Source organism: Vibrio sp. TRT 21S02 (genome assembly GCF_050113675.1).
In the GTDB taxonomy this organism is placed as follows: domain Bacteria; phylum Pseudomonadota; class Gammaproteobacteria; order Enterobacterales; family Vibrionaceae; genus Vibrio.
Genome location: NZ_JBNJOI010000023.1, coordinates 18,308 through 39,512 on the forward strand (window position 1 = coordinate 18,308; position 21,205 = coordinate 39,512).

At 45.4% G+C, this 21,205-nt stretch carries 18 protein-coding genes; 8 read left to right on the forward strand and 10 right to left on the reverse strand.

Translation table 11 applies throughout. The features are described from left to right. Window positions 1–9 precede the first annotated feature (9 nt). From gspG to gspC, 5 genes are read right to left on the reverse strand one after another with little or no spacing between them, the layout of a single operon-like run. The gene (gspG, locus tag ACQEXU_RS19845; RefSeq protein WP_427012026.1) at window positions 10–453 is read right to left on the reverse strand and encodes a type II secretion system major pseudopilin GspG; all 444 of its coding nucleotides are present in this window, start codon (window positions 451–453) and stop codon (window positions 10–12) included. A 32-nt stretch (window positions 454–485) separates the two neighbouring features. Then, window positions 486–1,709 (reverse strand): type II secretion system inner membrane protein GspF, encoded by a 1,224-nt coding sequence (gspF, locus tag ACQEXU_RS19850; RefSeq protein ID WP_427012027.1) that lies wholly within the window; start codon window positions 1,707–1,709, stop codon window positions 486–488. Beyond that, the gene (gene gspE, locus ACQEXU_RS19855; RefSeq protein ID WP_427012028.1) at window positions 1,709–3,202 is read right to left on the reverse strand and encodes a type II secretion system ATPase GspE; all 1,494 of its coding nucleotides are present in this window, start codon (window positions 3,200–3,202) and stop codon (window positions 1,709–1,711) included. The genes gspF and gspE overlap by 1 nt, the downstream gene beginning before the upstream one ends. After that, window positions 3,202–5,232, reverse strand: a complete 2,031-nt coding sequence (gspD, locus tag ACQEXU_RS19860; protein ID WP_427012029.1) for a type II secretion system secretin GspD — start codon at window positions 5,230–5,232, stop codon at window positions 3,202–3,204. Before gspD ends, gspE begins: the two co-directional genes overlap by 1 nt. 42 nt (window positions 5,233–5,274) lie before the next feature. Further along, entirely contained in the window at window positions 5,275–6,174 is a 900-nt protein-coding gene (gene gspC / locus ACQEXU_RS19865; protein ID WP_427012040.1) for a type II secretion system protein GspC, read from the reverse strand. Between the two features lie 318 nt (window positions 6,175–6,492). Here gspC and hslR point away from each other — a divergent pair, with 318 nt between their 5' ends. From hslR to ACQEXU_RS19885, 4 genes are all read left to right on the forward strand, one after another. Then, window positions 6,493–6,879: a ribosome-associated heat shock protein Hsp15 gene (gene hslR, locus ACQEXU_RS19870; RefSeq protein WP_427012030.1), complete on the forward strand. Its 387-nt coding sequence runs from the start codon at window positions 6,493–6,495 to the stop codon at window positions 6,877–6,879. Between the two features lie 46 nt (window positions 6,880–6,925). Further along, the gene (hslO, locus tag ACQEXU_RS19875; protein ID WP_427012031.1) at window positions 6,926–7,801 is read left to right on the forward strand and encodes an Hsp33 family molecular chaperone HslO; all 876 of its coding nucleotides are present in this window, start codon (window positions 6,926–6,928) and stop codon (window positions 7,799–7,801) included. A gap of 335 nt (window positions 7,802–8,136) precedes the next feature. After that, window positions 8,137–9,765, forward strand: coding sequence for a phosphoenolpyruvate carboxykinase (ATP) (gene pckA, locus ACQEXU_RS19880; RefSeq protein ID WP_367987764.1), 1,629 nt, complete (start codon window positions 8,137–8,139; stop codon window positions 9,763–9,765). Between the two features lie 131 nt (window positions 9,766–9,896). Continuing rightward, on the forward strand, window positions 9,897–11,942 hold the full coding sequence (locus ACQEXU_RS19885) for an AsmA family protein (RefSeq protein WP_427012032.1): 2,046 nt from the start codon (window positions 9,897–9,899) through the stop codon (window positions 11,940–11,942). Here the strand turns inward: ACQEXU_RS19885 and ACQEXU_RS19890 are convergent. From ACQEXU_RS19890 to ACQEXU_RS19900, 3 genes are all read right to left on the reverse strand, one after another. Then, complete coding sequence (locus ACQEXU_RS19890; protein WP_367987762.1) at window positions 11,909–12,838, reverse strand: YiiD C-terminal domain-containing protein; 930 nt, start codon at window positions 12,836–12,838, stop codon at window positions 11,909–11,911. The two genes, ACQEXU_RS19885 and ACQEXU_RS19890, sit on opposite strands and share 34 nt — an antisense overlap. Window positions 12,839–12,921: 83 nt before the next feature. Continuing rightward, complete coding sequence (dtd, locus tag ACQEXU_RS19895) at window positions 12,922–13,356, reverse strand: D-aminoacyl-tRNA deacylase (protein WP_367987761.1); 435 nt, start codon at window positions 13,354–13,356, stop codon at window positions 12,922–12,924. Beyond that, window positions 13,328–14,257 carry a virulence factor BrkB family protein gene (locus tag ACQEXU_RS19900; protein ID WP_367987760.1) on the reverse strand — a complete coding sequence of 310 codons (930 nt, stop codon included), beginning with the start codon at window positions 14,255–14,257 and terminating at the stop codon, window positions 13,328–13,330. The genes dtd and ACQEXU_RS19900 overlap by 29 nt, the downstream gene beginning before the upstream one ends. A gap of 47 nt (window positions 14,258–14,304) precedes the next feature. Here ACQEXU_RS19900 and ACQEXU_RS19905 point away from each other — a divergent pair, with 47 nt between their 5' ends. Then, window positions 14,305–14,946 (forward strand): DUF2959 domain-containing protein, encoded by a 642-nt coding sequence (locus tag ACQEXU_RS19905; protein WP_427012033.1) that lies wholly within the window; start codon window positions 14,305–14,307, stop codon window positions 14,944–14,946. 32 nt (window positions 14,947–14,978) lie between these two features. Here ACQEXU_RS19905 and ACQEXU_RS19910 read toward each other — a convergent pair whose 3' ends face one another. Further along, entirely contained in the window at window positions 14,979–15,512 is a 534-nt protein-coding gene (locus ACQEXU_RS19910) for an AAA family ATPase (RefSeq protein ID WP_427012034.1), read from the reverse strand. 67 nt (window positions 15,513–15,579) lie between these two features. Further along, the gene (typA, locus tag ACQEXU_RS19915; RefSeq protein WP_367987757.1) at window positions 15,580–17,409 is read right to left on the reverse strand and encodes a translational GTPase TypA; all 1,830 of its coding nucleotides are present in this window, start codon (window positions 17,407–17,409) and stop codon (window positions 15,580–15,582) included. Between the two features lie 502 nt (window positions 17,410–17,911). Between typA and glnA the strand changes: the two genes are divergently transcribed. From glnA to glnL, 3 genes are all read left to right on the forward strand, one after another. Next, window positions 17,912–19,321, forward strand: a complete 1,410-nt coding sequence (gene glnA, locus ACQEXU_RS19920) for a glutamate--ammonia ligase (protein WP_005472535.1) — start codon at window positions 17,912–17,914, stop codon at window positions 19,319–19,321. 134 nt (window positions 19,322–19,455) lie between these two features. Further along, on the forward strand, window positions 19,456–19,995 hold the full coding sequence (locus tag ACQEXU_RS19925) for a DUF4124 domain-containing protein (RefSeq protein ID WP_427012035.1): 540 nt from the start codon (window positions 19,456–19,458) through the stop codon (window positions 19,993–19,995). 133 nt (window positions 19,996–20,128) lie between these two features. Further along, complete coding sequence (gene glnL / locus ACQEXU_RS19930; protein ID WP_427012036.1) at window positions 20,129–21,181, forward strand: nitrogen regulation protein NR(II); 1,053 nt, start codon at window positions 20,129–20,131, stop codon at window positions 21,179–21,181. Window positions 21,182–21,205: the final 24 nt, after the last annotated feature.

The following is a 21,205-nucleotide window of genomic DNA, read 5'->3' on the forward strand; positions in this document are numbered from 1 at the left end:
TAAAACTCATTATTGAAAATCTTGAAGGTTCCAGTTACCAACGTCGGCATTTGCCCCTTCACCGCCTTCTTGGCCGTCTGCGCCAAGAGTGAAAATATCGATAGCGCCATTATCACCAGGGCTTAGGTATTGGTATTCGTTACCCCATGGATCTGATGGTAGACGCTTGATGTAGCCACCATTACGGTAATTACGCGGCTCAGGGTTTGATGGTTTAGTTACCAACGCATCCAGTCCTTGATCGGTTGTTGGATAGACGCTGTTATCTAGCTTGAACATGTCCAATGCATTTTCTAGCGCAACAATATCAGTGATCGCTTTCTGTTGGTCCGCTTTCTCTTTGTTACCCAGCAGGTTTGGTACGACGAAGCTCGCCAGAATCCCCAGAATAACCACAACAACCATCACTTCTAACAGGGTAAAACCTGACTGTTTCTTCATTTTGTTTTTCATTATTTTCTCCAAGTATTTGTGTCCTGCTTAGGTCACCCACTCATTAAGTTATTCATTTCTAAAATCGGCATTAACGTCGCCATGACAATGAACAATACCAATCCGGCCATCAACGCTATCAAAGCTGGAGTAAAAATACCCAATGCGATGTTCACTGTTGACTCAAAATTTGCATCTTGGTTATCGGCGGCGCGCGTTAGCATGCTTTCTAATTCACCACTTTGCTCACCACTGGCGATCATATGTAGCATCATTGGTGGGAATAATTTGGTTTGATCGAGCGCTTTACGCAGGCTTGCCCCTTCACGAACATTATCCGTTGCACTCAAAACCTGTTGTTTAACGTAATGGTTAGACATAACGTCAACCGCGACTTTCATTCCTTCCAAAATAGGGATCGCACTGGAGGTACAAATCGAGAGCGTACGAGCAAATCGAGAGGTATTCAGGCCACGAGAAATTTTGCCAATCATCGGCATTCGAATGACCTTACGGTCCCAGCTCAGACGTATATTGGGTTTACTCAATGCAAACTTGATCAGATAAGACAAAACCAATACAGCAGCAAGAATATACAGTCCCCAGTTTTGCACAAATTCACTGGAGGCAAGTAAGAACTGAGTCGACTGAGGAAGCTCCTGACCCATTTGCACAAATTGGCCAACGATCTTGGGTACGACAGCCGCCAGCAGAAATGCAACGATACCAACAGCAAACACCACCAAGACGATCGGATAAATCATGGCTTGCATCAGCTTTGAACGCATTTTCTGCCGATTCTCTGCGTAGTCAGCTAAGCGTTCCAATACTGCGTCGAGATGGCCTGACTTTTCACCCGCAGCCACCATGGCACGAAATAGCTCATCAAAAATATGAGGAAAGTCGGCCAAACTGTCTGCCAGCGTGTAACCTTCCGTGACTTTGGAGCGCACCGCGAGCAACATCGTACGAATACGTGGCTTTTCCGATTGTTCCGATACCGCTTTCAGACACTCTTCCAACGGCATCCCTGATTGAACTAGGGTTGAGATCTGACGCGTGATCAGCGCGAGATCTGGGGTACTGATACCCCGCTTAAAACCACTTTTTGCCGTTCCTTGTTGCTTGCTGGCTTTGGCGCGAGTTTCAATCACATCAACAGGGATCAAACCTTGCTCTTTTAAACGAGCACGGACTTGTCTGGCGTTATCACCCTCGATAACACCTTTGACATTTTTCCCTTTAGCATTGAGCGCTTTATATTCAAATGCTGCCATTATGCTTCCTTGGTTACCCTCATGACTTCTTCTAATGAAGTCACACCATTAAGCACCTTTTCTAAGCCATCACTACGAATGCTTGGCGTATGCTCACGAATGGCTTTTTCGATTGCCTGTTCACCAGCTTCACTGTGAATAAGCTCTTGCACGCTTTCGTCAACAATTAACAGTTCGTGGATCCCTGTTCGGCCACGGTAGCCTTTGAAGTTACATTTCTCACATCCGCAGGCTCGGTAAAGGGTTAGCTCATCTTTTTTCTTCAGACCAAACAGTTTTTTCTGCTCTTTGTCGGCTTCAAAAGGCTCTTTGCAGTCTTTACATAATGTGCGAACAAGACGCTGAGCCAAAACGCCCAGTAACGAAGAAGAAATTAGGAAAGGTTCAATCCCCATATCACGTAAACGAGTAATGGCACCTACCGCGGTGTTGGTGTGTAGCGTTGACATCACCAAGTGACCGGTTAATGAGGCCTGCACGCCAATTTGCGCGGTTTCTAAATCTCGAATTTCCCCGACCATCACAACATCTGGGTCTTGACGCAAAATCGCACGTAAACCGCGAGCAAAAGTCATATCGACTTTTGGGTTCACCTGAGTTTGACCAATGCCATCGATATCAAATTCGATTGGATCTTCGACGGTAAGAATATTGCGTTCATTGCTGTTTAATTCTTGAAGTCCAGCATAGAGCGTGGTCGATTTACCAGAGCCTGTAGGACCAGTGACCAAGATAATGCCGTGCGGGCGGTCAATCATCTTACGGAAACTATCATGGTTGCGAGCTGTCATGCCAAGGCTATGCAGATCGAGACGAGTAGCGTTTTTATCCAGCAGACGCATTACCACACGTTCACCATGAGAAGATGGCATGGTCGATACACGAACATCCACCGCTCGACCACCGATACGCAGTGAAATTCGGCCATCTTGTGGCACTCGCTTCTCTGCAATATCCAGTTTCGCCATAACTTTTACCCGCGATACCAACAATGGTGCAAGCTTTCGACTTGGAGAAAGGACATCGCGCAGTACCCCATCGACCCGAAAACGGATGGAAAGGCTCTTTTCAAAGGTTTCGATATGGATATCCGATGCACCTTCTTTTATCGCTTCACCAAGCATGGCATTGATCAACTTGATGATTGGCGCATCATCTTCAGACTCAAGCAAATCTTCATCTTGTGGCAAATCTTCCGCCAAAGAGAAGAAATCATCGCTATCCGCACCGAGATCTTCCATTAACTGGCGAGCTTCAGAAGAGTCACGCTGATACGCTACGGTCAAGCGGCTTTCAAACTGCTCTTGTGACACTTCAGTCAGTGTAAAATTGGCAGACGTCACCCGCTTTACTTCCATTAAGGCCGGCATGGATAAGGGGGCAACGTAAAACAGAGTCAGTCCACCCTGATCCATTTCAAGCACCAGTTTAAAGCGATTGGCGAAACTAAACGGCAGGCGACTGAACGCCACTACAGACTCCACATCACTCATTACTTGCTTTCCATCTGCTCAATAAATGCTTGGATTTCTACTGGATGACGTCGATCTTCACCAAATTTAGGCAATACAGGAATATGAGCATCATCCATCAGCTTCAGACCTTCTTCAGCTTTATACAATTGTTCTGCTCGAATAAAGTTGTATTTACGCTGAGTGATACCATCTGCCGTCACACCATCGCGAATAATCGTTGGCTTGATAAAGACCATCAGGTTTTTCTTGCTGGTCTGTGTGCTGGTTGATTTAAATAGATGACCTAAAACAGGAATATCACCTAACAAAGGCACTTTTGATTCACTTTCTTTTGTTTGCTCATCAATAAGGCCACCTAGGACAATCATCTGACCATCTTCAACCATCACAGACGTATTGAGCTGACGTTTTGCAAAGCGAACATCAACTGCACCATTTGGACTCAATACGTTTGAAACTTCCTGTTCGATATCCAATCGTACAGAGTCCCCTTCATTAATTTGCGGGGTAACCTTCAGCTTGATCCCGACCTCTTTACGATCAACGGTCCGGAATGGATTGTCATTATTAGAGCCGGCTGTAGACCCCGTGATCACTGGCACTTCTTCACCGACAATAAAAGAGGCTTCTCCGTTATCCATCACTGTAATACTCGGAGACGACAGAATGTTGGAGTTAGAATCGGTTGATACAGCACTGATAAGCGCGGTCCAATCTCCCATCACAATACTAAGTGCAGCGCCATTCACACCACCTAGTGCCGCTGCCAACGTAGAGAAATCACCTTTGGTAGTGGTTTCTTCGTAATATTTGATTTCACCGGTATCACTATCACGGATCGGCTGTTTTTCTACCGTATCTTTTGCTTCTTCCAAACCAACCATAACTTGGCCGATAGGAGCACCAGCGTTGCCATATTGGATAACCGCACCACTTTCAAGCGATCCCCATTGAACCCCAAGGTTAATGCCATCACCTTCCGCCATTTCAACGATCAACGCTTCAATCAATACCTGAGCACGGCGAATATCAAGCTGGGCAATCACGTCCTGCAATGCATTCATGATGTCGGGCGGCGCAGTCAGTACCAAAGCATTGGTTTCTGGGTGAGCAGAAATCATCACTTCACCGCGATTCGCAGCTCCTCCACCTTTTTTACCACCACCATTTTTCTCAGCCTGCAGGTTATCTGACACACCTTTAAGCACTTCAACCAGATCTTCAGCTTTAGCATTCTTCAGGTAAACCACTTGGTTATTACCTTTAGTCGCCATTTCGATATCTAGTTGCTGAATCAATTTACGTAGACGCTGGCGCACCTGCGGATCACCAGAAATAAGAATGGAGTTGGTACGATCGTCTGCGACCAATTTAGGTTGCAAAAATGCGGGGGTATTTTTTTGTTCTGTGGTTTTATTCAATGCTTCAACAATACGTACCATTTCAGCAGCAGAAGCGTTATCCAATTCCACCACTTCAATTTCTTTATCGCCGGCTTGGTCGACACGTTTGATAATATCGGCTAGGCGATTAACAACCGCCGCACGACCCGTGATCAGAATGATGTTAGCAGGGTCGTAGTGCACCACGTTACCAGCGCCAGCATTATCATTTAACTGACGAAGCAAAGGAGACAACTCACGCACTGAAACATTGCGAACAGCCACAACTCGAGTCACAACACTGTCGCCTTTGGCACTGGCATCACCCACAACAGGGATCGCAGACGTTTTTGCGTCTTTCGATTTGATAACTTTCAAAATCCCGTTATCCATTTCAACGACAGCAAAACCATAAACTTCCAATACGTTCAAGAAGAAGCTGTAGTACTGATCTTCCGTTAACATATCGTAACTGCGCACATCAATTTTACCGCGAACAGAAGGGTCCACGATAATCGTCTTCTCTAAGTTGCGTCCAACAATGTTGATGAATTCCTGAATGTCTGTACCTTTAAAACTGGCACTATAATCATTCGCCATCACCATTGGTGACGCGAGTAAACTTCCAGCCAACAACCATGTACTCTTGTTCAGCCAACCCTTCACGGCATACTCCTTAAATGACCCCGCCCTCAGGCGGCGTGAGTCTTAAAATTCAATATAAATCTCATATGGCTGACCATCACGTTCAACGGTCAGGTTGAGTTCACTTAACTCTGATATTGTTCTGAAAATCTGGTTCATCGCACTTGGGTCAGACAAATCCTGACCATTAATATGCGTAGCGACATCACCACTTTTTAACCCTAGTGATTCGAATAAAGCAGGCTCTGACCCCGGACTTAAGCGGTATCCAGTGATCTGATTGTCGCGTTTAACTTGAGACATACGAACATAACGAAATATTTCTTGTGGATTTTCACTCAAGCGTTCGCGAACTTGCTCAACCTTATCCCTAGATAAATTTGTCGGATTCCCTGTTGCACTCTGAGATTGTGACTTAGGTTTGGTTTGCGCAGATTGTTTCTTATATTCAATCCCTTGCAACATCACTGTTTCATCACGCCCTTGATTGTCGATAATCACACGATCGGCCAACACGGCTTTGAGTTTCGCCCGAGTACCTTCAATGACTTCATTAATGCCATAAGTAGCTTGTGCGCCACGGTTTGCGATCACAGCAAGCCCTTTATCAGGAATCGACGTAGTAACCACGCCCACCAAAATAACGTTGAGGCGACTTTTAGGCGCATCTTTAACAACGGGTTTAGGTTTTTCGGCCACGGCATCTTTTTGATACTGACCAAAGAGGTGGCTTTGCTGAAGACTGGAAAGATTAAGAAGCGGCTTAGAGGATGATGTACTGTTGACAGACGATGATGGAGACCAAGTTGCAATTTGTTGTTCTTGGGCCACCATCCAAACGGCTTTACCTGCAATCCAGGCGCTCATCACTGCAAACAACACCATCAACACCGTACTGGCGGTGTTTTGGTATTGGAATAGTTTAGAGAAACTGCCCCATCCCTTTGCTAGATCCAAGTTCATACGACTCACGGGAGATCCTTTCTTTCTTCAGTTATTTTTGTGGTTTTTATCAATACACCCGTCGGTATAAAGTACGTTTCGTTAAGGTCGAATTCTCTCAAAAAACCTATGTGTTTCATAGAATAAGTCGGGTTATAACAGTTATAAATAATTATTATTCGAACTAGACCAACATTTAAGGTTTTAAGCGAACAATAAAACATCAACTACCGTTTTTTATAACTTTTTAGAACAAACTTGAAAAATACGACCTTCATCACCATTGTAAGTTCAATATGTGGCAAAAAACGTCAAGTATATTAGGAGAAAAATACCAGTATGGGTTCCAATTCTGACGCCGTTCGCCTCGATAAATGGCTGTGGGCAGCTCGTTTCTACAAAACTCGTTCGCTCGCTCGCAATATGATTGATGGCGGAAAAGTGCACTACAATGGGCAACGTTCAAAACCCAGCAAAATCGTCGAACTCGGTGCCATAATTACATTAAGGCAAGGTCACGAAGAAAAAACCGTATTAATCGAGAAAATTTCTGACCAAAGACGTGGTGCTCCTGAAGCACAAACTTTATACTCCGAGACCGCTGAAAGTGTCGCCAAACGTGAACAGAATTCGTTGCAACGAAAACTGCACGCACATAACCCGAGCCCAGATCGTCGCCCGGATAAAAAACAGCGTCGCGACATTATTAAATTTAAACATCAGTAAGCGTATTGGCTTATACGAGACATTTGCTTACGAGGAAAAGAGTAACATGGCAAACAATGTGTTAAATCGCTACCTATTTGAAGACCTGTCTGTTCGTGGCGAGCTGGTACAACTGGATGAAGCGTACCAACAGATCATTTCCAGCAAGGAATACCCAGCAGCACTACAAAAGCTATTGGGTGAGCTACTCGTTTCAACCACTTTATTAACAGCAACCTTAAAATTTGAAGGCTCTATCACTATGCAACTGCAAGGTGATGGCCCTGTATCCCTTGCTGTCATCAATGGTGATCACGACCAAAAAATCCGTGGAGTGGCTCGTTGGGAAGGCGACATTGCAGATGGCGCCAGCTTACATGACATGATGGGGAAAGGTCATTTGGTCATCACCATCCAACCACAAAAAGGCGAACGCTACCAAGGCGTCGTGGGTTTAGACGGTGACACATTGGCTGAGGTACTAGAAAGCTATTTTGCTAACTCTGAGCAATTGAAAACTCGCCTATGGATTCGTACTGGTGAAGTCGAAGGTAAACCTCATGCGGCAGGCATGCTTATCCAAGTGATGCCCGACGGCACTGGTACCCCAGATGATTTCGAACACCTTGAGCAACTAACAGACACGGTAAAAAATGAAGAGTTATTCGCCTTAGAAGCAAACGAACTACTTTACCGCTTATATAACCAAGAAAAAGTTCGACTGTTTGACCCACAACCTGTCGAATTTTTCTGTGGTTGCTCACGCGAGCGCAGTGGTGCAGCCATTGTAACCGTCGACCGTGCTGAAATTTATGACATTTTAAGCACCGAAGGATCCGTTTCTTTACATTGTGATTACTGCGGCACGAATTATTCGTTCGACGAATCAGAAGTGAGCGAGCTGTACAATCAAGCCGGTTCTGGTAACAGTACGCTGCATTAATTCGTCTAGCTTATCAAGCGTATCAATAGTAATAAAAAGCCAACTTTGTGTTGGCTTTTTTTGTGATCAAAGCCTGATGAAATAAGGCATCAAACCAGCCGTACGCTATACTTAATTTTTTAAAATTAATAATTCAATTGATCTAGCGCAAAGCTTTGCGCACACGATAAAATAACTAAACCAATATGTGACGGGTTACCTAAAACCACACGAATATCATGGATAATTTTTGAGCTATATCCCTGTTTTCTCTCAGACCCGTTGCTAGCATGGTGAGCAGATAAAAATTACAAATTATTACAAAATCCCTACAAAAATCCTTATAAGGAGCACCTATGACCGTTATGGAACATACAAAGGCTGCAACAATTGATCTTACCAAACACGGGCTTCATAACGTAAAAGAGGTTGTACGCAACCCAAGTTACGAAATGCTGTTCGAAGAAGAGACTCGCGCTGATCTGGAAGGCTATGAAAAAGGCGTAGTAACCGAGCTGGGCGCTGTCGCTGTTGATACTGGTATTTTTACCGGACGCTCACCAAAAGATAAGTACATTGTTAAAGATGCCACGACTCAAGAGCATATGTGGTGGACATCAGATGCAGTGAAAAATGATAACAAACCCATCAATCAAGAAGTTTGGAGTGATCTGAAACAGTTAGTCACAGGCCAACTTTCAGGAAAACGCTTGTTTGTGATTGATGGTTATTGTGGTGCCAACCCAGACACTCGCCTGAGTATTAGAGTGATCACAGAAGTGGCTTGGCAAGCACATTTCGTGAAAAACATGTTCATTCGCCCAACCGAAGAAGAGTTGGCAACCTTCGAACCTGACTTTGTGGTAATGAACGGCGCTAAATGTACTAACCAGAAATGGGAAGAACATGGCCTAAACTCTGAAAACTTCACGGTATTTAACCTTACAGAGCGCATGCAATTGATCGGCGGTACTTGGTACGGCGGTGAAATGAAAAAAGGCATGTTCGCGATGATGAACTACTTCCTACCGCTCAAAGAAATCGCGTCCATGCACTGTAGTGCCAACATGGGCAAAGATGGTGATGTGGCGATCTTCTTTGGCCTTTCTGGCACAGGTAAAACCACCCTATCTACCGATCCTAAACGTGCACTGATTGGTGATGATGAGCACGGTTGGGATGATGATGGTGTATTCAACTTCGAAGGCGGCTGTTACGCGAAGACTATCAAGCTATCGAAAGAAGCAGAGCCTGACATCTACAACGCTATTCGTCGTGACGCGCTACTAGAAAACGTCACGGTTCGTAACGATGGTTCTATCGACTTTGATGACGGCTCTAAGACAGAAAACACTCGCGTGTCTTACCCGCTCCATCATATCGACAACATCGTGAAACCTGTATCCAAAGGTGGTCACGCAAACAAAGTGATCTTCCTATCAGCCGATGCATTTGGCGTTTTACCTCCTGTGTCTAAACTGACACCTGAACAAACCAAATACCATTTCTTATCCGGCTTCACAGCAAAATTAGCAGGTACTGAACGTGGTATTACCGAGCCGACACCAACCTTCTCTGCATGTTTTGGGGCAGCGTTCCTAACGCTTCACCCAACCAAATATGCGGAAGTTCTCGTCAAACGTATGGAAGCTGCAGGTGCAGAAGCTTACTTGGTGAATACTGGTTGGAATGGCAGTGGCAAACGTATTTCAATTCAAGATACGCGAGCGATTATTGATGCGATTCTAGATGGTTCCATCGAGCAAGCTGAAACCAAACACATTCCAATTTTTAATTTGGAAGTGCCGACTGCATTACATGATGTCGACCCAAGCATTCTTGACCCTCGCGACACTTATGTTGATCCACTTCAATGGGAGAGTAAGGCGAAAGACTTGGCGCAACGCTTCATCAATAACTTTGATAAGTACACCGACAATGCAGAAGGGAAGTCGTTAATCGCAGCGGGTCCACAGCTCGATTAAGTGACTTCACTAGTAAATAATACCTTTAGCCCCTCATTTGAGGGGCTTTTTATTGCGAGTGCACGCAAAATGTTTCACTCTATCCAACATTATTGCTGTCATTTACCCACCTTCTGACGACTGCGTTTATCATGAGAAAACTGCTGCAACTGCTTATTCTTCTTTTCGCCCTGCTATGCATTACCATACTCGTCTTGTTTGGTGTCATGCATAGCCCTTATGCGACTCAAGCAGTCAATCAGGCGCTATCATTCAGTGGCTACTCAAATGTCTCTGCTGAGAAAGCAACCTATCAATTCCCACAGCAGCTCACCTTAGATAACGTCACGATTAAACAGAGCTCAGCGTCCATAACGCTACCCCGGGTGACGATTTGGGTAAGCCAACGGCCACTGCAACAAAACAAACTGAGTTTAGACTCTGTACTTATTGAAGGGACAACACTTAGCGAACAACAGCTCCGCTTAAAAGCACCAAACTCCATCTTGATCCACCAGCTCGCTTTTGAGCGCCTGAATGTTGAGACAAAGTCATGGTCAGTTACGAATGCCAAACTCCAGATCAATAAACCGGTCTGGTTAACTCGCTCGCAGTGGTTACCGTATGGTGACATTCAGTTCTCAGCTACCCAATTGTACTTATATGGCGAAGCTCTGAACCAGATTCTGATCGATGCCGATTATCAGGCAAGTGACAGTACGGTTTATGGTGCCTCTTTTCTTTGGCAAGGAGCGAAAGTATCGGGACAGGGCGAACAGCTCGGCACTGACTGGTCTTTGATTAACGTCACGATAAACCAACTCGACCTAACTCAGCCGATTGAACAGTTATCGATATGGCACAAATTGCGTCAGTATGCACCTACTGTGACGCACGTGAATAGCTTAGATGTCTTACGAGGCAATCTGTCTACCCAAGCCTTACGAGCTGAAAACATGGACCTTTCGCTTGAGAATATCGATTTAACAAAACCATTGTGGCAGCAAAACCAAGGCTACTTATCTTTTAACGCTGATGCGCTCAGCTATCATGAGATGCAACTGATCGAAGCCAGTGGCAAGTTAGCCCTAACACCGAATCAGATCGAGATTGAAGAGTTTAACAGTGATTTTAATCAGGGCAGTATTCAGTTAGCTGGCAAGCTAAAGCCCAATGCAGTGCTGCTCGATCAATTTGTCGCGACAGGTATTAAATGGTTGGACAACACCGAAAAGGATTTGCATCAACTAGGTCGTGCCATTCAACCTCTTGAGCAACTCTCAATCACAAAACTAGACATCAACAACAGTCAGTGGATCAACCTCGAACAGCAACCTCATTGGCAACTCTCCGGCGTCAATGCCGAAGGTACAGATTTAACCATGATACAAAATGGGCGCCTTGGCTTATGGCATGGTCAGTTTGAACTAACGGCAAACAGTGCCAGCATTGATAATTTGATCAGTTCACAAGCCGTCATCACGATGAACGCCGATGATGGGAAATGGGCCCTCGAACGTTTCTTTGTTCCTTTGCAAGAAGGGTATATCGATGCAACGGGGCAATGGGATCGCAGCAAGACGAGCGCACCGTGGCAGCTCACCTTACACGCTGATGGCCTACCATTATTGCCAAAATTGATAAAAGATACCGACCTGCAACTCAATGGCATGAGCGAATTAGAACTCGATGTGAAAGGGCTAGCAGGTGATTATTCCATGTTCGCTCACTCAGTCTCCGGATCTGCCCGCTTAAGCCTTCGCGATAGCCAGTGGCAATATCAAACCTACCCTGCAGAAAAATTTGCTGTCGATGCCGTCGCATTGATGCTAGACAGAGGACGTTTTGAGCTCAAACAACCCAATTATCGCGACGAATCGGTAAGGTTTAATGTTGACGGCGATTTTGCCCAACCAGAGCAGATACAGGCAGAAATAAAAGCGAGAGGGCGCTGTCAAAAGCTCACCACAAATCTTTTAACCGGTGAAACTGATTATGTGCCACTTTGCCAATCAAAACGTCCACCAACCCACATTGTTACTCCTGAAGCCACGAAACACTCCGACGCGGCTCAAATGAAAGAAGCGCCCATAATTAAGGCGCTTCCCATAAAACCATCACCAAAAGCAGCCACTCATCCGCCAGCCGCTCCTAAAGGTGAGGATCACTCGGAGGCTGGATCTCCCAGTACTTCCTGATAGTTGGGTAACAACATATACGTACCGATGAATTCAACCGCTGCGACATCACCACTATAGATAGTGACGTGAATGGCAATTCGAGCTTTGCGCCCCGATGCCAAGCGATCTAAGTCACCACTGATGCCATCTAAAGAGGTTGAAGCGACGGGGTTTTGAGTCACTGGATGTCGATAACGGATCTGGCTGTCTGCCAGTACAATATCGCCATTCAATCCGCGCTCTTTCATCAGTAGCCACGTCATACCCCACCCTGTTAGTGTCGCTAACGTAAAGGCTGAACCAGCAAACATAGTGTTGTGTGGATTCAGGTTAGGATTAAGCTGAGCACCACATTCAAACTGGTAACCTGTGTATTGGTTAATTTTAATCCCCATCTTGTCACTGATTGGGATTTGATGCTCCCACCGCTCCTGAAGCTCAGCACACCACTCAGGGTTGCGCAATACATTCGCCATCGGATCTAATGGTTTAACCATCTGCTGATGACGAACCGGTCCCCGCTCATCCGTTAGCTCACCACGGCGATCAAACCCATTTTTTTCGTAAAAAGAGATCGCATCTTCCCGTGCATTACACACCAAGCGCTTTGCCCCTTCCTGCCGCGCTAAAGATTCAAGTGCCACCAGCACTAATGATCCCATTCCTTTACTACGGCGTGTCCCTTTAACAGCCATATAACGGATTTGCCCTTCACAATCAGGAGTAATGTATAGGCGACCGATGGCTATCGGCCGTCCACGACCATCCACAATCATGCGGTGGTGGCTCATCGGATCATATTCATCGCGCTCAGAACCAATAGGCATGCGCCACGGCTCACGAAGCATTTGCCATCGAAAGTGGTAATACTTGTTGAGCTGGTTATCCGTTTTAGGCGTTATCAGTTTAAACATGACTCTCTTCCCTGTCCGTCAGCACCATTGAGTGCTAACGACTCTCCTTAAATGTTTCTCTCTTGATAAGCTTAGAGGAATTCTTACACCTGCAACCAGAAAGTCACAGGGCCATCATTCACCAACGACACTTTCATATCCGCAGCAAACTGACCTCGCTGGGTCGGTAACACCTGTTCACATTGATCTGAAAAGTAGTTGTAAAGACGTTCTGCATCCGCTGGGTGCGCACCACGAGAGAATCCAGCACGCGTACCTTTCTTTGTGTCTGCGGGCAATGTGAACTGAGAAACAACCAACACTTTCCCATCAACTTGCTGAACATTCAGGTTCATCTTGCCTTCATCATCTTCAAAGACTCGATAAGTCGTCACGCGCTCCATTAAACGTTTCGCTTTGGCTTCATCATCGTCTTTTTCAACGCCGAGTAAAACAAGTAGACCTTTGTCTATCTCGCCAACCACTTCACCATCGACACGAACCGCTGCCTCACTTACTCGTTGGATCAAAGCTATCACTACTACTTTCCTCTTTGACTTCAATACTTTCTGGCACCGAGTGTATCACTTCAGGCTTAGGACTCCAGTGTTCACGTTCGCCAAGTGCTGCCGTGACTTCCGCACCAACCAAAACGATCAGCCAGCACAGATATACCCAAACAAACAAGATAGGGATCGCCGCCAACGCACCATAGATTAACTGGTATGAAGGGAACTGAGTAATGTAAGCCGCAAACCCTTTTTTACTTAGCTCAAATAGCAGTGCCGCAATCAATGCACCAATCGCTGCATGCGAAACCTGAACCTTTTTGTTTGGTACTAATAAGTACAACCCCATAAATGCAAACAACGATAGAATTAAAGGTAGCCAGCGCAACAGTAAATTGTACGCTCCAGATATCGCCTCACTATTTAGTACCTGCAGAGAAGTTACGTATGACGTTGCTGCAATACTGGTGCCCACTAAAATGGGACCAAGCGTCAATACCATCCAGTACATTGAAAAAGAAAACACGGCTCGACGTTTGTGCTGAACTCGCCAGATGTAATTTAAGTTCTTATCAATATTGGAAATCAGCATCAGCGCCGCAACAAATAAGAAACCACCACCAACTGCCGTCATTTTGCCTGTATTGGCAACAAACTCAGCCAATGCAGTTTTCACAGCATCTCCCGCTGCAGGCACAAAGTGCGTAATGACAAAATCTTGGATCACATCACCCGCATTAGCAAAGATTGAAAACGATGAAAGTACCGACAGTAATACCGTCAACATCGGTACGATGGAAAGCAGCGTAATATAGGCTAAATAACCCGCATTAACGTTTACGCGGTCATGATTCATTCTGGTCAATAAATAACGAAAGAATTGCATGGTTTGTCTCGTTATCGCTGCATTTTTCAACTTGTATCTCCCCATTATCTAAGCCATTCTAACCGCACTATATTAATGCAAAGGAAATCAACATGCCTTACTTACTGGCCATTGCCTTATCTATTTTTACTTTAACAGGCTGTCAGTCGGCCTACTATTCCGCTATGGAACAAGTTGGTTACCACAAACGTGACATTATGGTTGATCGTGTAGAGGATGCCAAAGAGTCACAACAAGACGCACAAGAACAATTCTCAAGTGCTTTGGAAGCGCTATCTGCAGTGACTAACTTCCAAGGTGGTGAACTGGAATCGGTTTACAACAAGATCGATGGCCAATACAAAGACAGTGAAAAAGCGGCACAAGATGTTCGCGATCGCATTGCTGCAATTGAAGATGTCTCTGAAGCGCTGTTTGAAGAATGGCAGGACGAGCTCGAAATGTACTCAAACGCAAAACTTCGTCGTTCAAGCGAGCAAAAATTGCGTGAAACCAAAGTGTCATACAACAATATGCTGGCTGCCATGAAACGTGCAGAAAAGAAAATGACACCCGTTCTGGATACACTGCGTGACAATACCTTGTTCTTAAAGCATAACCTTAACGCTAGCGCGATTGGTTCGCTAAAAGGCGAGTTTTCGCTACTAGAGCGTGATATTCAACACGCGATCACTCAGATGAACGCTGCGATTGCAGAATCCGATAAGTTTCTTAACAAGCTTAATCAAAAATAATTCGGTTTAGTCACGATAAAAGCGCCTGTTAATCAGGCGCTTTTTTGATCTAGCTGTGACAGTACAAACGCCACTCGCTCCGCTACAGCCATAAAAGGCACCTCACACACCTCATACCCCTGCTGTTGGTAAGTCTGTATTAAGGCATGGTGGATCGCCATCGCTTGGTCAAAAGGGTACGGGCGAACCTCATCTTGTACATATATGCTTCGCTCTGGAGCACAGAAGAACACCACGGGATGGTACCCTTTACTGGCTTCTAGGTAAGCGGGATCAATTGTATGTTGAGCCAAAGACAAATAACCACAGATATCCGGTACGGCCCGATCTAAAAAAGCGAGCGTATGCTGACTGGCTAACTGCTTTTGTTGCTCCATCGCGACGAGACAAAGATGAGCAAAACCCGGCAGATCATGCCAAGGTAAAATCCCACCTTCTATGCTTGATTGCTGCTCAATCAGCATTCTTGGCACTTCAGAAAATGTCGGATAACCACGTTTAGCAAGGGCTTCAAGCAAAGTGGTTTTCCCCGCACCCGGTCCACCAGAAATAATCACAGGCTGCATCACTTTTCTCCAGATAAACAAAAGGCGAGAGGGGTGACCTCTCGCCTTTTTAATTCACTCAGTTGAGTTATTTGCTACCGCGTGAAGCACGTTTACGATCGTTCTCTGTTAGGAACTTCTTACGAATACGGATGCTTTCAGGTGTGACTTCTACTAGCTCGTCGTCATCAATGAATTCTAGCGCTTGCTCTAGTGTCATGATGATTGGCGGAGTAAGAACCTGCGCATCATCCGTACCAGAAGCACGAACGTTAGTTAGCTGCTTACCTTTAAGCGGGTTAACCGTTAGGTCGTTATCACGACTGTGAATACCGATCACCATACCTTCATAAACTTCAACACCGTGACCGATGAATAGACGACCACGCTCCTGCAAGTTAAACAGAGCGTTTGTCAGAGCTTTACCAGCACCGTTAGAGATCAGAACGCCGTTATTACGTTGACCAATTTCACCGCCTTTGTGTGGGCCGTAGTGGTCAAATGTATGGTAAAGAAGACCAGAACCAGAAGTCAGCGTCATAAATTCAGTTTGGAAACCGATCAAACCACGAGAAGGCATGTCGAAGTCCATACGCACACGACCTTTACCGTCTGGTGCCATGTCTTTCAGCTCACCTTTACGCAGACCGATGTTCTCCATGATGCCGCCTTGGTGCTCTTCCATCACGTCGATAGTTACTGTCTCAAACGGTTCCATTAGCTGACCATCTTCTTCTTTGATGATTACTTCTGGACGAGATACAGCAAGCTCGAAGCCTTCACGACGCATGTTTTCGATCAGGATAGATAGGTGAAGTTCACCACGGCCTGATACGCGGAATTTATCTGGATCGTCCGTTTGCTCTACGCGTAGGGCAACGTTGTGTACCAGCTCTTTCTCTAGACGCTCAAGGATGTTACGTGAAGTCACGAACTTACCTTCTTTACCCGCGAATGGAGAGGTATTTACTTGGAAGGTCATTGTTACCGTAGGTTCATCTACTGATAGTGCAGGTAGCGCTTCTACAGCGTTTTGTGCACAGATAGTATCAGAGATTTTTAGCTCACCAAGACCAGTGATCGCGATGATATCGCCAGCAGTCGCTTGTTCCACATCGTGGCGCTCAAGACCAAGGTAGCCCATCACTGTGCCGACTTTACCGTTACGTGTTTTACCGTCTGCACCAATGATGGTGACTTGTTGGTTTGGTTTAACGCTACCACGAGTCACACGAGCGACACCGATAACACCAACGTAAGAGCTGTAGTCTAGCTGAGAGACTTGCATTTGTAGTGGACCATCGAGGTCAACTTCAGGAGCTGCAACTTGGTCAACGATTGTCTGGAACAATGGTTCCATGTTCTCGCCAGTTTCACCTTCTTCTAAAGAAGCCCAACCGTTTAGTGCAGAAGCGTAAACCACTTTAAAGTCTAGCTGTTCATCAGTTGCACCTAGGTTATCAAATAGATCGAACACTTGATCCATAACCCAGTCAGGACGAGCACCTGGACGGTCAATCTTGTTGATAACAACAATTGGCTTTAGGCCGTGAGCAAAAGCTTTTTGCGTTACGAAACGCGTTTGTGGCATTGGGCCGTCAACCGCGTCAACGATAAGCAGAACAGAGTCTACCATCGACATGATACGTTCAACTTCACCACCGAAGTCCGCGTGTCCCGGAGTATCTACGATGTTGATGCGGTAATCGTTCCAGTTAATTGCTGTGTTCTTAGCAAGAATGGTAATACCACGCTCTTTTTCAATGTCGTTCGAGTCCATGACTCGCTCTTCCGCTTCACCGCGAGACTCAAGCGTACCTGATTGCTGAAGCAGCTTGTCAACCAATGTTGTTTTACCGTGGTCAACGTGCGCGATAATCGCGATATTTCTTAATTTATCAATCTGTGGAGTAGCCATGGATTTGATTCACTCGATAGGAGAAGTGCCGCCTGTCTGCATTAGTGCTTAAGGCCACACTTACTTTGATTAAAAAAACGGCCAATAATGTACCAGATTTTAGCGAAAAACCTAGAAATATGTGATCTATCCCTGAGCTTTTCTGTGCTTTTTTCGTATTTCCGTAAACATATTTTACGACAAACTCGGATCAACTTGTCAGAAATCGCGATTGACAACACAACACATCCAAGGCTGAATGGTATACGCTTTCTGTTTCATTATGGTGCACTCAAAGCCATTTGCACCATAACAGTGCATAGCTAGATCATTTTGGTGCAAATTAGTATCGTTTTTATTGACAAAAACAAACAACAAGATGATTTATAAGGATTTTATTTTTTGGCATGGTTTTGGCTTAAGTAAATTTAGCATCGATTAATATCAATGAAATCAACTTAATCAATGCTAGATTCCATCAAATCAAGCAAAACCGCTTTAATAACACTGGAGGTTATCCAAGATGTCAGTAGAAAACGTTTTATCGCTGATCCAAGAAAACGAAGTTAAGTTTGTTGACCTACGTTTTACAGATACAAAAGGTAAAGAGCAGCACGTATCTATCCCTGCTCACCAAGTGGACGCAGACTTCTTTGAAGAAGGTAAGATGTTCGATGGTTCTTCAGTTGCTGGCTGGAAGGGTATCAACGAATCTGACATGGTAATGATGCCTGACGCAGCATCTGCCGTTCTTGACCCATTCACAGAAGACGCAACACTAAACATCCGTTGTGATATTCTTGAGCCTGCAACAATGCAAGGCTACGACCGTGACCCTCGCTCAATCGCTAAACGTGCTGAAGACTACCTACGTGCAACTGGTATCGCAGATACTGTTCTTGTTGGTCCAGAGCCAGAGTTCTTCCTATTTGACGATGTTAAGTTCGCAACTGACATGTCAGGTTCTTTCTTCAAAATCGATGACGTAGAAGCAGCTTGGAACACAGGTTCTGACTACGAAGGTGGTAACAAAGGCCACCGTCCTGGCGTTAAAGGCGGTTACTTCCCAGTAGCACCGGTTGACTCTTCTCAAGACATCCGCTCTGCAATGTGTCTAATCCTTGAAGAGATGGGCCAAGTTGTAGAAGCGCACCACCACGAAGTAGCGACTGCGGGTCAGAACGAAATCGCAACTCGTTTCAACACGCTAACAGCTAAAGCGGATGAAATTCAGGTTTACAAATACGTAGTACACAACGTTGCTCACGCGTTTGGTAAAACAGCGACATTCATGCCTAAGCCACTCGTTGGCGACAACGGTTCTGGTATGCACGTTCACCAATCTCTAGCGAAAGACGGTGTTAACCTATTCGCGGGTGACAAGTACGGCGGCCTATCTGAAATGGCACTTTACTACATCGGTGGTGTTATCAAGCACGCTAAAGCAATCAACGCATTTGCTAACGCATCAACGAACTCGTACAAGCGTCTTGTACCTGGTTTCGAAGCGCCTGTTATGCTTGCATACTCTGCACGTAACCGCAGCGCTTCTATCCGTATTCCAGTGGTACCAAGCCCGAAAGCACGTCGTATCGAGCTACGTTTCGGTGACCCATCAGCGAACCCATACCTATGTTTCGCAGCAATGCTAATGGCTGGTCTTGACGGTATTAAGAACAAGATCCACCCTGGCGAGGCGATGGATAAAGACCTGTACGACCTACCTGCAGAAGAAGCAGCAGAAATCCCAACAGTAGCTTACTCACTAAAAGAAGCACTAGAGTGCCTAGACGCTGACCGTGAGTTCCTAACAGCTGGTGGCGTATTCTCTGATGACTTCATTGACTCTTACATCGACCTTAAGTCTCAAGATGTAGAGAAAGTAAACATGACAACTCACCCACTAGAGTTCGAACTTTACTACTCTGTATAAGAATCGATGTTGTACAACGTTTAACACGTTACATAAATATAAGGCTCGCCTCGCAGGCGGGCCTTTTTCATATATCGTCCTCTCGTCTCTACGATTAATATAGACTAGGCATTGTTTCTAAGAGGACTGCAGCAATGAAATTCCCCCCTTTTCTATTAGGCTTAACGCTGATCTATACCGCGGCTGTTCAAGCTCAAACGGTTTATACATGGGTGGATGATAACGGGACGATACATTTTAGTGATTCTCCTCAAGCGCAGAAAGCCAAAGCCCTCAACTTACCAAAATACGATAGCCCAGCACCGGCACCTGAGTTTGAACACTCAGAGCCAGTACAAGAACCAAGTACAGAAGATAGCCATGTTAATAATGAGAAGTCTACTCAGCTAATCTCTGTATCTATTGCCTCCCCTGAGCACGATAGTGCGATTCGCAGCAACGCTGGCCGCCTAATGATTAATGGTGAAATTAATCGTAAGCTTGCTATCGGAGAACAACTTCAACTGATCATGGACGGTCGTAAATATGGTGCGCCAATCAACCAACCGACATGGGAGCTCAAAAATGTCGATCGAGGTACCCATATCTTTGCTATTCAGGTAATTAGAGACGGCAAGCTTATTGCATCGTCCTCTCCAATAACGGTGCACCTGCAGCGAGCTAGCGTGAAATAGCGATACCTATCTGAAAAAGCGCTAACTTACATCAAGAATTGCTTTTGCTTGCTCAGTCTATGCGCCATACTTAAATTGTACTTGCACCATTTTGGTGCACTGCAATTCATTTAAGTAGCGAGTGGGATGCCTGATGGTGAGCAACGATCTAAACAGCATAATATTGGACAATCAGGTCACTGCGATCCTGATCATGAATGAACCTCTTCAAGTTAAATACGCCAACCCTTCCGCAGAGCAGCTGTTTTCCCAAAGTGTCAAACGCATAGTAGACCAACCTCTGTCGAACCTCATTCAGCATGCTTCAATGGATTTAGCATTGCTATCACAGCCGCTACAAAGCGGCCAAAGTATCACGGACAGTGATGTCACTTTTGTGGTTGATGGCAAACCACTGATGCTTGAAGTTACAGTTAGCCCAATTTCATGGAACAAAGAGCTGATGTTGTTGGTTGAGATGAGAAAAATTGGCCAGCAAAGACGACTGTCCCAAGAGCTGAATCAACACGCTCAGCAACAAGCGGCAAAATTACTGGTTAGAGGGCTAGCCCACGAAATCAAAAATCCGTTAGGGGGCCTGCGTGGCGCAGCGCAATTACTTGAACGTATGCTACCTGACCCTTCCCTTACCGAATACACCCAGATCATTATTGAACAAGCTGATCGCTTGCGCTCACTCGTAGATCGGCTTCTTGGACCCCAGCGTCCAGGTAAGAAGCAACCAGAAAACCTGCACCTTATACTTGAAAAAGTCCGTCAATTGGTTGAATTGGAAGTTGGTCATCGCGTTTTGATTGAACGAGATTACGACCCTAGCCTGCCTGAGCTATTGATAGATGTGGATCAAATTGAACAAGCCCTTTTGAATATCGTCAGCAATGCCGGACAGATATTACAACAGCAAGAACAAGGACAAATAACGGTGCGCACCAGAACAGTGCATCAGGCCGTTATTCATGGTCAACGCTGCAAACTTGCAGCACGCATAGAGATCACGGATAACGGGCCCGGTATCCCCACAGAGCTTCAGGACACTCTATTTTACCCCATGGTCAGTGGCCGTGAAGGTGGAACCGGACTTGGGTTATCCATTGCACAAAACTTGATTGACCAGCATCAGGGGAAAATCGATGTGGAAAGCTGGCCGGGAAAAACCACATTTACAATCTATCTCCCGATTAAATAAAAACAAATAACGTTGGAAGGAAAA

What these genes read in the sequence shown, in the direction of transcription:
- gspG (WP_427012026.1), bottom strand. Translation starts at nt 453, where the DNA reads ATGAAAAACAAAATGAAGAAACAGTCAGGTTTTACCCTGTTAGAAGTG.
- gspF (WP_427012027.1), bottom strand. Translation starts at nt 1,709, where the DNA reads ATGGCAGCATTTGAATATAAAGCGCTCAATGCTAAAGGGAAAAATGTC.
- gspE (WP_427012028.1), bottom strand. Translation starts at nt 3,202, where the DNA reads ATGAGTGATGTGGAGTCTGTAGTGGCGTTCAGTCGCCTGCCGTTTAGT.
- gspC (WP_427012040.1), bottom strand. Translation starts at nt 6,174, where the DNA reads ATGAACTTGGATCTAGCAAAGGGATGGGGCAGTTTCTCTAAACTATTC.
- hslR (WP_427012030.1), top strand. Translation starts at nt 6,493, where the DNA reads ATGGGTTCCAATTCTGACGCCGTTCGCCTCGATAAATGGCTGTGGGCA.
- hslO (WP_427012031.1), top strand. Translation starts at nt 6,926, where the DNA reads ATGGCAAACAATGTGTTAAATCGCTACCTATTTGAAGACCTGTCTGTT.
- pckA (WP_367987764.1), top strand. Translation starts at nt 8,137, where the DNA reads ATGACCGTTATGGAACATACAAAGGCTGCAACAATTGATCTTACCAAA.
- ACQEXU_RS19885 (WP_427012032.1), top strand. Translation starts at nt 9,897, where the DNA reads ATGAGAAAACTGCTGCAACTGCTTATTCTTCTTTTCGCCCTGCTATGC.
- ACQEXU_RS19890 (WP_367987762.1), bottom strand. Translation starts at nt 12,838, where the DNA reads ATGTTTAAACTGATAACGCCTAAAACGGATAACCAGCTCAACAAGTAT.
- ACQEXU_RS19900 (WP_367987760.1), bottom strand. Translation starts at nt 14,257, where the DNA reads ATGGGGAGATACAAGTTGAAAAATGCAGCGATAACGAGACAAACCATG.
- ACQEXU_RS19905 (WP_427012033.1), top strand. Translation starts at nt 14,305, where the DNA reads ATGCCTTACTTACTGGCCATTGCCTTATCTATTTTTACTTTAACAGGC.
- ACQEXU_RS19910 (WP_427012034.1), bottom strand. Translation starts at nt 15,512, where the DNA reads ATGCAGCCTGTGATTATTTCTGGTGGACCGGGTGCGGGGAAAACCACT.
- typA (WP_367987757.1), bottom strand. Translation starts at nt 17,409, where the DNA reads ATGGCTACTCCACAGATTGATAAATTAAGAAATATCGCGATTATCGCG.
- glnA (WP_005472535.1), top strand. Translation starts at nt 17,912, where the DNA reads ATGTCAGTAGAAAACGTTTTATCGCTGATCCAAGAAAACGAAGTTAAG.
- ACQEXU_RS19925 (WP_427012035.1), top strand. Translation starts at nt 19,456, where the DNA reads ATGAAATTCCCCCCTTTTCTATTAGGCTTAACGCTGATCTATACCGCG.
- glnL (WP_427012036.1), top strand. Translation starts at nt 20,129, where the DNA reads ATGGTGAGCAACGATCTAAACAGCATAATATTGGACAATCAGGTCACT.